Source organism: Kitasatospora sp. NPDC127060 (assembly GCF_042724935.1).
Lineage (GTDB): Bacteria > Actinomycetota > Actinomycetes > Streptomycetales > Streptomycetaceae > Kitasatospora.
In genome coordinates, this window is sequence record NZ_JBHXEG010000001.1 from 13,111 (window position 1) to 28,269 (window position 15,159).

Annotated in this window: 11 protein-coding genes; all 11 read left to right on the forward strand. The window is 73.8% G+C overall.

Features of this window, described 5'->3' with window-relative positions; all coding sequences use genetic code 11:
* Positions 1 to 2: 2 nt before the first annotated feature.
* Genes asnB through ACFWIS_RS00105 form a run of 11 tightly spaced genes read left to right on the forward strand, consistent with a single transcriptional unit; the run spans position 3 to position 15,154 of the window.
* The gene (asnB, locus tag ACFWIS_RS00055) at positions 3 to 1,910 is read left to right on the forward strand and encodes an asparagine synthase (glutamine-hydrolyzing) (protein ID WP_380455532.1); all 1,908 of its coding nucleotides are present in this window, start codon (positions 3 to 5) and stop codon (positions 1,908 to 1,910) included.
* Between the two features lie 59 nt (positions 1,911 to 1,969).
* Positions 1,970 to 4,165, forward strand: coding sequence for a bi-domain-containing oxidoreductase (locus tag ACFWIS_RS00060; RefSeq protein ID WP_380455534.1), 2,196 nt, complete (start codon positions 1,970 to 1,972; stop codon positions 4,163 to 4,165).
* Positions 4,162 to 6,129, forward strand: coding sequence for an alginate lyase family protein (locus ACFWIS_RS00065; protein WP_380455536.1), 1,968 nt, complete (start codon positions 4,162 to 4,164; stop codon positions 6,127 to 6,129). Before ACFWIS_RS00060 ends, ACFWIS_RS00065 begins: the two co-directional genes overlap by 4 nt.
* Before the next feature lie 9 nt (positions 6,130 to 6,138).
* Positions 6,139 to 7,659, forward strand: coding sequence for a right-handed parallel beta-helix repeat-containing protein (locus ACFWIS_RS00070; RefSeq protein WP_380455538.1), 1,521 nt, complete (start codon positions 6,139 to 6,141; stop codon positions 7,657 to 7,659).
* Between the two features lies 1 nt (position 7,660).
* A complete protein-coding gene (locus tag ACFWIS_RS00075) occupies positions 7,661 to 8,908 on the forward strand; it encodes an O-antigen ligase domain-containing protein (RefSeq protein ID WP_380455540.1) in 1,248 nt (415 codons plus the stop codon).
* Between the two features lies 1 nt (position 8,909).
* On the forward strand, positions 8,910 to 10,184 hold the full coding sequence (locus tag ACFWIS_RS00080; RefSeq protein ID WP_380455542.1) for a glycosyltransferase: 1,275 nt from the start codon (positions 8,910 to 8,912) through the stop codon (positions 10,182 to 10,184).
* Positions 10,181 to 11,416 (forward strand): class I SAM-dependent methyltransferase, encoded by a 1,236-nt coding sequence (locus ACFWIS_RS00085; protein ID WP_380455544.1) that lies wholly within the window; start codon positions 10,181 to 10,183, stop codon positions 11,414 to 11,416. The genes ACFWIS_RS00080 and ACFWIS_RS00085 overlap by 4 nt, the downstream gene beginning before the upstream one ends.
* Positions 11,413 to 12,210 carry a glucose-1-phosphate cytidylyltransferase gene (locus tag ACFWIS_RS00090; protein ID WP_380455545.1) on the forward strand — a complete coding sequence of 266 codons (798 nt, stop codon included), beginning with the start codon at positions 11,413 to 11,415 and terminating at the stop codon, positions 12,208 to 12,210. Before ACFWIS_RS00085 ends, ACFWIS_RS00090 begins: the two co-directional genes overlap by 4 nt.
* On the forward strand, positions 12,207 to 12,854 hold the full coding sequence (locus tag ACFWIS_RS00095) for a PIG-L deacetylase family protein (RefSeq protein WP_380455547.1): 648 nt from the start codon (positions 12,207 to 12,209) through the stop codon (positions 12,852 to 12,854). Before ACFWIS_RS00090 ends, ACFWIS_RS00095 begins: the two co-directional genes overlap by 4 nt.
* A gap of 3 nt (positions 12,855 to 12,857) precedes the next feature.
* Positions 12,858 to 13,883, forward strand: coding sequence for an NAD-dependent epimerase/dehydratase family protein (locus ACFWIS_RS00100; protein WP_380455549.1), 1,026 nt, complete (start codon positions 12,858 to 12,860; stop codon positions 13,881 to 13,883).
* Positions 13,871 to 15,154 (forward strand): DUF4910 domain-containing protein, encoded by a 1,284-nt coding sequence (locus ACFWIS_RS00105; protein WP_380455551.1) that lies wholly within the window; start codon positions 13,871 to 13,873, stop codon positions 15,152 to 15,154. The genes ACFWIS_RS00100 and ACFWIS_RS00105 overlap by 13 nt, the downstream gene beginning before the upstream one ends.
* Positions 15,155 to 15,159: the final 5 nt, after the last annotated feature.

A 15,159-nucleotide genomic window follows, 5' to 3' on the forward strand; every position in this document is an offset into this window, starting at 1 on the left:
ACATGTGCGGCATCGCGGGCACGTACCGCTGGCCGGACGGCAAGGCCGTGACCGACCTGCTCACCGACACCCTCGCCCACCGCGGCCCGGACGGCGCGGGCCGCTACGGCCACCCCGTCGGCGACGGCGAGGTGCAGCTGGGGCACCGCCGGCTGGCCATCGTCGACCTCTCCGGGACCGGCGCCCAGCCGATGGCCAGGAGCGGCCTCGTCCTGACGTACAACGGCGAGCTGTACAACGCGCCCGAGCTGCGCGCCGAACTGACCGCCGCAGGGGTGCGCTTCCGCGGCACCTCCGACACCGAGGTGCTGCTGGAGGCCTGGCGGCGCTGGGGCACCGACTGCCTGCCCCGGCTGCGCGGGATGTTCGCGTTCGGGATCTTCGACGAGCGCACCGGTGAACTGGTGCTGGCCCGCGACCAGCTCGGCATCAAGCCGCTGTTCCTGGTCCGGCGCGGCGGGGGCCTGGTGTTCGCCTCCGAGCTCAAGGCGCTGGCCGCCGCCACCGGCGGCTCGCTGGAGGTGGACCACGCCGCGCTGGTCGCCTCGCTGCTCTACTACTGGGTGCCGGACTCCCGCTGCGCGTTCCGCGGGGCGGAGAAGCTGCCGCCGGGCAGCTGGCTGCGGTGCCGGCCCGACGGCCGGGTGGAGCACGGCCGGTTCTGGCACCTTCGGGAGGTCGCCGCCGAGGGCCGGGACCGCGCCCGGGCCGGCGAGCGGCCGGACCTCGCCGCCGTCGTCGAGGAGTCGACCCGGCGTCACCTGCTCTCCGACGTCCCGGTGGCGACCTTCCTCTCCGGCGGCCTGGACTCCAGCTACCTGACCGCTCTGGCGGCCCGCGACAAGCCCGGGATCTCCGCCTACACCATCGGCTTCCGCGCCGAGGACGCCAGGTTCGAGGCGATGCCGGACGACCTGCGCTACGCCCGGCGGGTGGCCGAGCGGTTCGGCGTCGACCTGCACGAGATCGAGATCGCCCCGGACGTGCTCGACCTGCTGCCGAGGATCACGCACCACCTGGACGAGCCGATCGGCGACCCGGCCGCGATCAACACCTTCCTGATCTGCTCGGCCGCCCGGGAGGCCGGGGTCAAGGTGCTGCTCTCCGGGATGGGCGCCGACGAGCTGTTCGCCGGCTACCGCAAGCACCTGGCCAACCGGCTGGCGCTGCGCTACCAGCGCGTCCCACGGCCGCTGCGGCGCGGGCTGGGCGCGGCCGTGGACCGGCTGCCGGTCGCCACCGCCCGCCGGGGGTACCGCTCGGTGCGCTTCGCCAAGCGCTTCCTCTCCTTCGCCGACCTGCCGGAGGAGACGGCGTTCCGGCGCAGCTACACCATGTACGACCGGGCGGAGCTGCTCGCCCTGGTCGACCCGGACCTCGCCGGGACGGTCCAGGACGTGCTGGACGAGCACGCGGACGTCTACCGGGACAACGACCTCGACGACTTCGTCAACCGGATGTGCCTGGCCGACGCCCGGATGTTCCTGCCGGGCCTCAACCTCGCGTACACCGACCGCTCCAGCATGGCCGCGTCCACCGAGGTACGGGTGCCGTACGTGGACGTCGAGGTGGTGAAGGCGGCCTTCGCGGTGCCCGGCGACCGCAAGATCGTCGGACGGCAGGGCAAGGCCGTCCTCAAGGAGGCGGCCACCTCCGTGCTGCCAAGGGAGATCGTGTACCGGCCCAAGGGCCTGTTCAGCGCCCCGCTGCGGGCCTGGATGAGCCGGGACCTCGCGCCGCTGGTGCGCGAGGTGGTGAACGACGGGCTGCTGGTCAACTCCGGCCTGCTGCGACGCGAGGCGCTGGCCCGGATGGTCGCCGAGGACGCCGCCGGGCAGCGGGACTTCTCCAAGCACCTGTGGCACGTGCTGACCCTCGAGTACTGGTACCGCGGCGCGACCTCCGGATAGGGCCCGAGGCCGCGCCGCCCGCTCCACCACGAACAGGCTGAGGAACAAGGGGACTTCCGGTGAAACAGGTTGTGCAGAACTACAAGAGCGGCGAACTGTCGGTGCTCGACGTGCCGGTGCCGGGGTGCAAGCCGGGCGGGGTGCTGGTCCGCACCGCCTTCTCGCTGATCTCCACCGGGACGGAGCTGATGAAGGTCTCCGAGGCCGGCATGTCGATGCTGGGCAAGGCCCGTTCCCGGCCGGACCAGGTCGCCAAGGTGATGCAGAGCGTGGCCGTCAACGGGCTGCCCGCCACCTACCGCAAGGTGATGGGCAAGCTGGACTCCTACACGCCGCTGGGCTACTCGCTGTGCGGGGTGGTCGAGCAGGTCGGTGCCGGGATCGACGACGTCAAGGCCGGCGACCTGGTGGCCTGCGCGGGCAACGAGCACGCGCTGCACGCCGAACTGAACTGGGTGCCCAGGAACCTCTACACTCCGGTGCCGGACGGCCTGGCCCCGCGGCACGCCGCCTTCGGCACCGTCGGGTCGATCGCCCTGCAGGGCGTCCGGCAGGGCGAGCCGCAGCTCGGCGAGGTGGCGCTGGTGATCGGCCTCGGGCTGATCGGCCAGCTGGTGGTGCAGCTGCTCACCGCCGCCGGTGTGCGGGTGGTCGGGGCCGACCCCGACCCGGTGCGCTGCGAACTCGCCGAGCGGTTGGGCGCGGTGGCCTGCGGCGACCCGGGCTCGGCGGCGGTGGAGCACGCCGCCGCCGAGCTGACCGACGGCCACGGCGTGGACCAGGTGTACCTGGCCGCCGGCGGCGGCAGCAACCAACCCGTCGAGCTGGCCGCCAAGTTGGCCCGGGACCGGGGCCGGGTGATCGACATCGGCAAGTGCCGGCTGGACCTGCCGTGGAACGCGTACTACGAGAAGGAGCTGGACGTCCGGTTCTCCCGCTCCTACGGCCCCGGGCGCTACGACCCGGAGTACGAGCTGGAAGGCCGGGACTACCCGATCGGCTACGTGCGCTGGACGGAACGCCGCAACCTGGCCTGCTTCCTCGACCTCGCCGCTCGCGGCCGGGTCGACGTGGAGCCGCTGATCTCCCACATCGCCGACTTCGACGACGCCGTGGAGACCTACCGGCGGCTCAAGGACGGCGAGTTGAAGGCCGTGGCGGTGCTGTTCCGGTACCCCGGGGCCACCGGCGAGGAGCCGGTCCGGACCCCGGAGGTGGCGGTGCCCGCGGTGCCCCGCGGCGCCGGGCGCGCGACCCGGCCCGCCGGCTCGCCGGTGCGGCTGGCCTTCGTCGGCGCCGGGAACTACGCCACCTCGATGCTGCTGCCGCACCTGGCCGGACGCGAGGGCGTGGCACTGTCCACCGTCGTCACCACGACGGCGCTGTCCGGCGCCAACGCCCAGCGCAAGTTCGGCTTCGCCCACGCCACCACCGACCTCGACGCCGTCCTCGGGGACGACGCCGTCGACGCGGTGTTCGTGGTCACCCGGCACAGCTCGCACGCCGAACTGACCAGGCGGGCGCTGCTGGCCGGCAAGGCGGTGTTCGTGGAGAAGCCGCTGGCCCTCAGCGAGGAGGAACTGGCGGGCGTGCTCGCCGCCGTGGCGGAGTCCGGCAACGACCGCCTCCAGGTGGGCTTCAACCGCCGCTTCGCGCCGCTGCTGCGCGAGGCCAAGAACCGCTTCGGCCCCCGGACCGGCCCGGCCGCCCTGCGCTACCTGGTCAACGCCGGCCGGCTGCAGCACGGCAGCTGGTACCTGCGACAGGACACCGAGGGCTCCCGGTTCGCCGGCGAGGGCGGGCACTTCATCGACACCGCGAGCTGGCTGCTGGACGCCGACCCGGTCTCGGTCTACGCCGTCGCCCCGGCCGGCAACGAGGACCCGCAGATCGTGCTGCGCTACCCGGACGGCTCCACCGCCACCCTGAGCTACGTCACCACCGGCGCGCCCGGCTTCCCCAAGGAGACCCTGGACCTCGTCGCCGACGGCAAGGTGCTCAAGCTGGACGACTTCGTCCGCGCCTCGGTGGACTTCGACGGCACGGCCGGCCGCAAGCGGTGGGTCAGCTCCCGGCTGCCCCGGGCCCGGGACAAGGGCCAGTCCGCCGAACTGGCCGCGTTCGTCCGGGCGGTGCGGACCGGCGGGCCGATGCCGGTGCCGCTGGAGTCGCTGGTCGCGACCACCTCGGCCACCCTCGCCGTCCAGTCCGGCCTGGCCGGCGGCGCCCCGGTGACGCTGGCGAGGCCGCGATGAGCACGAGCCCGGGCTGGTACCTGCGCCGGCTGTCCCGGATGGGGCCGCGGGAGATCGGCGGCCGGGTGGGCGACGCGGTGCGCCGGCGGCGCTGGCGCTCGGCGCCGCCGCCCGGCCCGGCGGTGACCGGCGCCCGGTTCACCGCGGTGCTGCCCGCCGGAGCGCTCGCCGCGGTGCCCCCGGCGGCCGTCAAGCGCCTCACCGCCGAGGCGGACCGGCTGATGGACGGCCACGGCGAGTTCCTCGGCGTGCGCCGCGACGACCTGGCCGCCCCGGACTGGTGGTACGACCCGAAGACCGGGCGCCGGGCCCCCGACGGCTACGCCTTCGACCTGCCGTACCGGGACGAGGCGGCGGTCGGCGACATCAAGCAGATCTGGGAGCCCTCCCGGCACCAGTACCTGACCGTGCTCGCCGCCGCCTACGCCGTCACCGGGAACGAGCGCTACGCCGAGCGCGTCGCCGAGCACCTGCGCTCCTGGTGGGCGGCCAACCCGCCGCTGCGCGGGGTGCACTGGATCAGCGGCATCGAGTTGGGCATCCGGCTGGTGTCCTGGGTGTGGATCCGCCGGCTGCTCGACGGCTGGCCGGGCGCGGCCGCGCTGTTCGAGTCCAACCCGGTGGCGCTGGAGCAGATCCGGCAGCACCAGCGCTGGCTGGCCGCCTTCCCCAGCCGGGGCTCCTCCGCCAACAACCATGTGATCGCCGAGGCCGCCGGGCAGTTCGCCGCGGCCTGCGCCTTCGACTGGTTCCCCGCCTCGGCACGCTGGCGCTCCGACGCGCTGCGCTCGCTGGAGCGCCACCTGCGCGGCAACACCTTCCCCTCCGGCCTCAACCGCGAACTGGCGAGCGAGTACCACGGACTCGTGCTGGAGCTCGGCCTGGCCGCGCTGGCCGAGGCGGACGCCGCCGCGGTGCCCGTCCCCACCACCGTCCGGCTGGTGCTGCTGCGGATGACCGACGCCCTCGCGGCCGTGGTCGACGCCCGGCTGCGGCCGCCGCGCCAGGGGGACGCCGACGACGGCCACGGCCTGGTCCTGGACGGCGCGGGCACCGACCGCTGGGCCTCGCTGCTGGCCACCGGCGCCGCCGTGTTCGGCCGGCTCGACTGGTGGCCCGCGGTGACCGTCGCCGAGGTGCGCACCCCGCTGCTGGCCGCGCTGCTCCGGCCGTACGGGAAGGGCGGCAGGGTGACCCGCCCGGCCCACCGGCCGGCGCACTTCGCCGACGCGGGCCTGACCGTGCTGCGCAGCCCGGCGGAAGGGGGGCGGGGGGAGATCTGGTGCCGCTGCGACGGCGGCCCGCACGGCTTCCTGTCCATCGCCGCGCACGCCCACGCGGACGCGCTGTCCCTGGAGGTCCGGCACGACGGCGTCGACGTGCTCGCCGACCCGGGGACGTACTGCTACCACGGGCAGCCCGAGTGGCGGCGCTACTTCCGCTCGACCCTGGGCCACAACACCCTGGAGCTGGACGGCGCTGACCAGTCCGTCTCCGGCGGCCCGTTCCTGTGGACCGGCCACGCCCGCAGCCGGGTGCTGGTCGCCGACACCACCGACCGGCGGGTGGCCCGCTGGTGCGCCGAGCACGACGGCTACCGGCCCGCCGTGCACCGCCGTCGGGTCGAACTGGACGCTGAGCAGCGGGAGTTGCGGGTGGTCGACGAGGTTCGCGGCCCGGGCCGGGCAGCCGCGCGGCTGGCCTTCCACCTCGGCCCGGCGGTCACCGCCGAGCTGACCGGCCACCGGGCCGTGCTGACCTGGACCAACGACGGCGAGGACCGCTCCGCGGTGCTGGAGCTGCCCGGCGAGCTGACCTGGCGGGCCCACCGCGGCGAGAGCGAACCGCCGCTGGGCTGGTACTCGGCCGGCTTCGGCCGCAAGGAACCCGCCACCACCCTGGTCGGCACCGGCTTCGCCGACGGCGGGCAGGGGTTCACCACCGTGCTCGGGTTCCGGGGCTAGGGGGCGGAGGTGGGGATCAGAAGGCGGCACCTGGTGGCGGCGGTGGCGGCGCTCGCCCTGTTGCCGGCGACCGGCTGCACCAGCGGCTCGGGCGCCCCGGCGAAGCCGACCAGCGCGCCGCCCGGGCCCGTCACCGTGGCCCGGGTGTGCGCCGCCCCCGGGACCGGGCCGGCGAGTGCGCCGGCGGGCGCGGTGACGGTCGACCCGGCGGTGGTCGGCGACCTGGCCGCGAAGACCAGGAACAGCCCCCCGAACAGCACGTTCTGGCTCCAGCCGGGAACGCACCGGCTCGAAGCGGACCGCTACGCCCAGGTCCTGCCCAAGGAGGGCGACAGCTACCTCGGCGCACCCGGCGCGGTGCTGGACGGCGGCCGGACCAACCAGTACGCCTTCGGCGGCACCGCCGCGAAGGTCACCATCCGCTACCTGACCGTGCAGGGCTTCGTCGCGCCGCAGAACGAGGGCGTGGTCAACCACGACTCGGCCGACGGCTGGGTGATCGAGCACACCACGATCCAGGACAACTCCGGGGCCGGACTGATGGCCGGGGCCCACCAGCGGGTCCGCGCCAGCTGCCTGCGCGGCAACGGGCAGTACGGCATCAACGCCTACAAGACCGGTGCCCCGATCAGCGACCTGCTGCTCGACGGCAACGAGATCACCGGCAACGACACCGACCAGTGGGAGCAGAAGCAGCCGGGCTGCGGCTGTACCGGCGGCGTCAAGTTCTGGGCGGTCAACGGCGCCGACGTGCGCGGCAACTGGGTGCACGACAACCGGGGCACCGGGCTGTGGGCGGACACGAACAACAACGACTTCCGGATCGAGGACAACCTCCTGGAGGCCAACGACGGCGCCGCGCTGATCTACGAGACCAGCTACAACGCCGTCATCGCGGGCAACACGATCCGGCGCAACGACTGGGTGGAGGGCCGCCGGGCCGCCGACCGCGGCGACAACTTCCCCTATCCGGCCGTCTACCTGTCCGAGTCCGGCGGTGAGCCGCGGATCCCGGCCCGCACCGACAAGATCGAGATCGACCGGAACCTGCTGGAGGACAACTGGTCCGGGATCACCCTGTGGGAGAACGCCGACCGGTTCTGCAACAGCCCGGCCAACACCTCCTCCGGCGACTGCACCCTGCTGGTGAAGGACACCGCCCGCTGCACCCAGCCGGCGATCGCCACCGCGCCGCTCTACGCCGACTGCCGCTGGAAGACCCAGCGGGTGGACATCCACGACAACCGCTTCACCACGGACCCGTCCGTCGTCGGCTGCACGGTGAACTGCGGCCGGATGGCCGTGCTCTCCAACTACGGGACCTTCCCGGACTGGTCGCCGTACAAGGGCCAGCCGGTGGCCGACGCGATCACCGGCAAGCAGCAGAACCGCTGGCACGACAACAGCTACACCGGGCCGTGGAGCTTCGTCGTCCACGACCCCAGCCGCACCGTGGACTTCGGGCAGTGGCAGGCCACGCCGTACCGGCAGGACACGGGCAGCACCCTGCGGCCGGGGACGGGTGGTTGAGGTGGACCGGGGACGGGTGGTCGAGGTGGACCGGGACGAGACGCGCCCCAGGGCCGTCGGCGCCTGCTGGGGGCTGCTGATCCTCAACACCCTCGGCTCGGCCGGGGCGCAGACCGTCATCCCGCTGCCCCGCTCGCTGATCCAGATGGTCACCATGGGCGCGCTGGTCACCGCCTTCGCGCTGGCCCTCCTCGGCAACCTCCGGCTGCGCATCCGACCCAGCGCCCACCTGCTGCTGCTCACCCTGCTGCTGGTGCTGAGCGTGATCTCCAGCGCTTCCCTGGAGTCCGGGGCCGGCGCGCTGTTCCGCTGCGTCCGACTGGCCCTGTTCGTCGGCACGCTGTGGCTGCTCAGCCGCTGGTGGGACGACGGCGAGGGGTTCGTCCGGCACCACATCCGGATGTACTTCGCGGTGCTGGCCACGGTGGCGGCCGGGCTGGTCATCTCACCGGGCGCCGCCTTCCCGGACGTCTACGGCGGCCGGCTGGTCGGCGCGCTGTGGCCGCTCACCCCGCCGCAGATCGGCCAGTACGCCGCGGTGGTCACCGGGCTGACGGTGCTGCTCCTGCTGGGCCGCCGCACCACCGGCAGGAGCGCCGCCGCGGTCATCGTGCCCTCGCTCGTCCTACTGGCGCTGACCCACACCCGCACCGCCACCCTCGGCCTGATCCTCGGGCTGGCGCTGGCGATCGGCTCGCTGCTGCTGACCAGCGCCGCTGCCCGCCGGTTCTTCGGCTGGGCGGTGCTGTGCGCCACCGTGGCCGCGGTGGGCCTCGGCTCGCTGCTCCAGGCCTGGTTCCTGCGCGGACAGAGCCAGGAGAACTTCTCCAACCTGACCGGCCGGGCCAAGGTCTGGGACGCCCTGCTGGCCGCGCCCCGGACGACCCTGGAGCAGCTGTTCGGCAAGGGCCTGGGCGACAAGTCCTTCGGCGGGCTGCCGATCGACAACAGCTGGCTGGCCGTCTACAACGAACAGGGCCTGGCCGGCGTCGCCCTGGTGGCCGCGATGATCCTGGTGCTGGGCGGCGTCGCCCTGCTGCGCCCGCCGTCGCTCGCACGGGCCTGCGCGATCTTCCTGATCAGCTACTGCGCGATCGCCTCCTACACCGAGGCCGGGCTGGGCGACGCCTCGCCGTACCTGCTGCACCTGACCGTGGCCGCCGCCCTGCTGACGGCCCCCAGCGCGGCCCTGCCCCTCCCGGCCCGCGTCCCGCACCGGGTTCCGGACCCCAGAACGGAGGTGACCTGACATGCACGTCCTGGTGGTGCACAACCGCTACGCCTCGGCGCAGCCGAGCGGGGAGAACCAGGTGGTCGACCAGGAGGTGGCACTGCTGCGCGAGGCCGGCCACCGGGTCGGGCTGTTCGAGCGGCGCAGCGACGACATCGCCGCCAAGGCCCTGCCGGGCAAGGTCGCGGTGCCGCTGCTGGTGCCGTGGAACCCGGCGGTCCGCGCGGAGCTGGCCGCCCGGCTGCGCGCCGAACGGCCGGACGTCGTGCACGTCCACAACGTCTTCCCGCTGCTGTCGCCCGCCGTGCTGGCCGCCTGCGCCGACGCCGGGGTGCCCGTCGTCGCCACGCTGCACAACTACGGCCAGGTCTGCCCGCCGGGCACCCTGCAGCGGGACGGCCGGCCGTGCACCGAGTGCGTCGGGGGCTCGCCGCTGCCCGCCGTCCGGCACGGCTGCTACCGCGGCTCCCGGCTGGCGACGGTGCCGCCGGCGCTGAGCCTGGCGCTCAACCGGCGGCGATGGCGGTCCGGGGTGGAGCGCTTCTTCTGCATCTCCGCCGCGCAGCGCGACGTCCTGGTGGGTGCCGGGTTGCCGGCCGAGCGGCTGACGGTGAAGCACAACTTCGTGCCCGAGCCGGGCATCGGCCGCACGGGCGCGGGTGAGCACCTGCTGTACCTCGGTCGGCTCGCCGAGGCCAAGGGCGTGCGGTTGCTGATGGCCGCCTGGGACGAGCTGGCCGCCGACGGCGGGGTGGGCGTGCCGCTGGTGATCGCCGGCGCCGGGCCGCTGGAGCCCGAGGTGCGGGCCTGGGCGGCCGGCCGGGACGACGTGCGCCAGGTCGGCCTGTACGACCAGGAGCAGTGCCGGCGGGCCGTGGCCCGGGCGGTCGCCGTGGTGGCGCCCTCGACCTGGCTGGAGGCCTTCGGCCTGGTGGTGGTGGAGGCGATGGCGGCCGGGGTCCCGGCCGTGGCCGCCGGGCACGGCGCCTTCGTCGAACTCGTCGAGGACGGGGTGACCGGGCTGCTGCACCGGCCGGGCGAGGCGGCCTCGCTGGCGTCCTGCCTGCGCCGGATCACGGCGGAGCCGGAGCACAACCGGGAGCTGGGCCGGGCCGCCCGGCGCCGGTACGAGCAGGGCTTCAGTCCGGCGGTCGGGCTGGAGCGCCTGGTGGAGGGGTACCGCGGCGCGATCGCGCGGCGGTCCGGCGGCGCGAACGGCGCGCCGCCGGCAGGGAACGGACACGCTGACCCGCGGCGGGGCACCCGCGCGGGCGGGAACGGGAGCAGTCGATGACACGATGCCGACTCTGCGGCTCGACGGCGCTGGGGAGCGTCGTCGACCTGGGGGCGACCCCGCCGTGCGAGAGCTTCCTCGCCGCGGACGAACTGGACCGGCCGGAGCCGGCGTACCCGCTGCACCTGCGGGTCTGCACCGACTGCTGGCTGGCGCAGATCCCGCCGCTGATCACGCCGGAGGAGACCTTCACCCAGTACGCCTACTACTCCTCCTACTCGACCTCCTGGGTGGAGCACGCCCGCACCTTCGTCACCCGGGCCGTCCAGCGGCTGGGCCTGGGCCCGGACGCCTTCGTGGTCGAGGTCGCCAGCAACGACGGGTACCTGCTGCGGCACGTGGTGGACCGGGGGATCCGCTGCCTCGGCATCGAGCCCTCGGTGAACGTCGGCGCCGCCGCGCGCGAGGCGGGCGTGCCCACCCGCACCGCCTTCCTGGACCCGGCCACCGGCGCGGACGTCCGCGCCGAACACGGCCCGGCGGACCTGGTGGTGGCCAACAACGTGTACGCCCACATCCCCGACGTCGTCGGCTTCACCCGGGGCCTGCGCGCGCTGGTCGCCGACGACGGCTGGGTCTCCGTCGAGGTGCAGCACCTGTTGACCCTGATCGAGGAGAACCAGTACGACACCATCTACCACGAGCACTTCCAGTACTACACGGTCGCCTCCGCGGCCCGGGCCCTGGCCAGCGGCGGACTCACCCTGGTGGACGTCGAGCTGCTGCCCACCCACGGCGGCTCCATCCGGCTGTGGGCCCGCCCGGCCGAGGCGGCCGGCGAGCCGGGCCGGCGGGTCGCCGAGGTGCTGGACCGGGAGAAGGCCGCCGGGCTCCAGGAGCTGTCCGGGTACACCGAGTTCTCCGCCCGGGTGGCCAAGGTCCGCCGGGACCTCCTGCGCTTCCTCATCGAGGCCGCCGAGCGCGGCGAGTCCGTGGTCGGCTACGGCGCCCCCGGCAAGGGCAACACCCTGCTCAACCACTGCGGCATCCGGCCCGACCTGCTCCCGTACACCGTCGACCGCAACCCCTACAAGCACGGCCGGTTCACCCCGGGCACCCGCATCCCGATCCTGCCGCCCGAGCAGATCGCCGCCGACCGGCCGGACTACGTCCTGGTCCTGCCGTGGAACCTGCGGGCCGAACTGACCGAGCAGCTGTCCTTCGTGCACGAGTGGGGTGGCCGCCTGGTCTTCCCCGTCCCGGAACTCAGCATCGTCGAGGTGAAGCCGTGAAGGTCGTCCTGTTCTGCGGCGGTTACGGGCTGCGGATGCGCAGCGGAGCCGCCGACGACGTGCCCAAGCCGATGGCGATGGTCGGCCCGCGCCCGCTGATCTGGCACGTCATGCGCTACTACGCCTACTTCGGGCACACCGAGTTCATCCTCTGCCTCGGCTACGGCGCCCACCACATCAAGGACTTCTTCCTCAACTACGAGGAGACCACCTCCAACGACTTCGTGCTGCGCGGAGGCCGGACCGAGCTGCTGTCCACCGACATCTCCTCCTGGACGATCACCTTCGCGCAGACCGGCATCGAGTCGCCGATCGGCGAGCGGCTGCGCCGGGTGCGCCACCACCTGGACGGCGACGAGATGTTCCTCGCCAACTACGCCGACGTGCTCACCGACGCCCCGCTGCCGGAGATGATCGACCGCTTCGCCGAGCGGGACGCCGGAGCCTCGATGATGGTGGTGCCGCCGCAGTCCTCCTTCCACTGCGTGGACCTCGGTGAGGACGGCCTGGTCGGCGGGATCACCGCGGTCAGCGAACTGCCGCTGTGGGAGAACGGCGGCTACTTCGTGCTCCGCCAGGAGGTCTTCGACCACATCCCGGAGAACGGGGACCTGGTCGCCGACGGCTGCACCGAACTGGCCAAGCGCGGCCGGCTGGTGGCCCACCGGCACCGCGGCTTCTGGAAGCCCACCGACACCGTCAAGGAGCGGGCCGCGCTGGACGCCGCCTACGCCCAGGGCGACCGTCCGTGGGCCGTCTGGGAGCGGGACGGGGCCGGGGTGAGGACCTCGTGATCCGGCTCGGCGCCGGGCGCCCGGACCGGATCGCCGCGCTGGGGGCGCACTGCGACGACATCGCCATCGGCGCCGGCGGCACCCTGCTGACGCTGTGCCTCGCCCGGCCCGGCCTGCGGGTCGACGCCCTGGTGCTCTCCGGCGGCGGCAGCGAGCGCGAGCAGGAGGAGCGGGCCGCCCTCGCCGCCTTCTGCCCGGGCGCAGACCTGCGGCTGACCGTCCTCAAGCTGCCCGACGGCCGGCTGCCCGCGCACTGGGACGAGGCCAAGGCCGCCGTCGAGGAGCTGCGCGCCCGGACCGAGCCGGACCTGCTGCTCGCGCCGCGCACCGCGGACGCCCACCAGGACCACCAGGGCCTGGCCCGGCTGGTGACCACCGCCTTCCGCGACCACCTGGTGCTCGGCTACGAGATCGTCAAGTGGGACGCCGACCTCGGCCGCCCGACGGCCTACCAGCCGCTCTCCCCGGAGACCGCCGAGCAGAAGGCGCGGCTGCTGCAGGAGCACTACCCCTCGCAGCGGCACCGGCCCTGGTACGACCGGGAGGCCTTCCTCGGGCTGGCCCGGATCCGCGGCATCGAGTGCCACACGCGCTACGCCGAGGCCTTCGACGTCACCAAGATCACTCTCAACCTGGGGGGTTGAACCATGCGCGTACTGCTGACCGGACACCAGGGCTACCTGGGCACCGTGATGGCCCCGGTCCTCGCGGCCGCCGGACACGAGGTCGTCGGCCTGGACGCCGGCCTGTTCGCCGACTGCGTCCTCGGCCCGGCGCCCGCCGACCCGCCGGGCCGCCGGGTGGACCTGCGCGACGTCACCGCGGAGCACGTGGCCGGCGTGGACGCCGTGATCCACCTGGCCGCCCTCTCCAACGACCCGCTCGGCTCGCTGGCGCCGGACCTCACCTACGACATCAACCACCACGCCTCGGTACGGCTGGCCGAGCTGGCCCGCGACGCCGGGGTGCGGCGCTTCCTGTACGCGTCGACCTGCTCCGTGTACGGCGCGGCCGGCGGCGACGAACTGGTCACCGAGGACGCCCCGCTGCGCCCGGTGACGCCGTACGCGGAGTCCAAGGTGCGGGTGGAGGACGACCTGCACGCCCTGGCCGACGGCGACTTCAGCCCCACCTACCTGCGCAACGCCACCGCCTTCGGCTACTCGCCCCGGCTGCGCGCCGACATCGTGCTCAACAACCTGGTGGGCCACGCGCTGCTCTCCGGCGAGGTGCTGGTGCTCTCCGACGGCACCCCTTGGCGCCCGCTGGTGCACGCCGCCGACATCGCCCGGGCCTTCACGGCCGCGCTGGAGGCGCCCCGGGAGGCGGTGCACGACCGGGCGTTCAACATCGGCAGCGAGGTCAACAACGTCACGGTCGCCGAGATCGCCGAGCAGGTCGCCGAGGCGGTGGACGGCGCCAAGGTGGTGATCACCGGGGAGCACGGCGCCGACCCGCGCTCCTACCGGGTGGACTTCTCCCGCGTCCGGGCCGCGTTGCCCGGTTTCGACTGCGCGTGGACGGTGAAGCAGGGCGCCGTCGAACTCGCCGACGCCTACCGGGCGTTCGGGCTCACCCGGGACGGCTTCGAGCGGCGCTTCACCCGGCTGGCGGTGCTGCGCGAGGCCACCGGGGCGGGCGCCGTGGACGAGACCCTGCGGTGGCGCCGGTGACCACGGCCGGCGAGGAGATGCACGCCCTGGTGGAGCGGCTGTACCCGCTCTGCCGGAGCATCACCGGTGACGGGGTGCGGGCCACCCTGGAGATCGTCGGCGAGTACCTGCCGCTCCAGGTGCACGAGGTGCCGACCGGGACGCAGGTGCTGGACTGGACGGTGCCCCAGGAGTGGAACATCCGGGACGCCTACATCGCCGACGGCACCGGCCGGCGGGTGGTCGACTTCGCCGCGTCCAGCCTGCACGTGCTCGGCTACAGCGTGCCGGTGGCGGCGACCCTGCCGCTGGCCGAACTTCGCGAGCACCTCCACACCCTGCCGGAGCACCCGGGCTGGGTGCCCTACCGCACCAGCTACTACACGCCCACGTGGGGGTTCTGCCTCGCCCAGGAGACCCTGGACGCCATGCCGGACGGCGACTACGAGGTGCGGATCGACTCCACCCTCGCCGACGGCCACCTGACCTACGCGGAGCACGTCGTCCCCGGGCAGGTCGCCGACGAGGTGATCGTCTCCTGCCACGTCTGCCACCCCTCGCTGGCCAACGACAACCTGGCCGGCATCGCGGTGGCGGTCTTCCTGGCACGGGAGTTGGCGCAGCGCTCGCCGTACTACACCTACCGGTTCCTGTTCGCCCCCGGCACCATCGGGGCGATCACCTGGCTGGCCCGCAACGCCGACCGGGTGGACCGGGTCAAGCACGGCCTGGTGCTGGCCTGCGCCGGGGACCGGGGCGACCTGACGTACAAGCGGAGCCGGCGCGGCGACGCGGAGATCGACCGGGTGCTGCGGCACGTCCTGTCCACCTCCGAACGCCCGCACCGCATCACCGAGTTCACCCCGTACGGCTACGACGAGCGGCAGTTCTGCTCGCCCGGCTTCGACCTCGGCGTCGGCTCGCTCAGCCGCACCCCGTACGCCGGGTACCCCGAGTACCACACCTCGGCGGACAACCCGGACTTCGTCACGCCGGAGGCGATGGCGGACACCCTCGCCGTCTGCCGGGAGGCCTTCGCGGTGCTCGACCGCAACCGGCGCTACCTCAACCTCAGCCCTTACGGTGAACCGCAGTTGGGTCGGCGTGGGCTGTACGACTCGCTCGGCGGGCGCAGCGACGCCAAGCAGGCGCAGCTGGCGATGCTCTGGGTGCTCAGCCTCTCCGACGGCGAGCACGGTCTGCTGGACGTCGCCGAGCGCTCCGGACTGCCCTTCGACACCGTCGCCGTCGCGGCCGACGCCCTCCGGGGCGCCGGGCTGATCAAGGCGTGACGCCG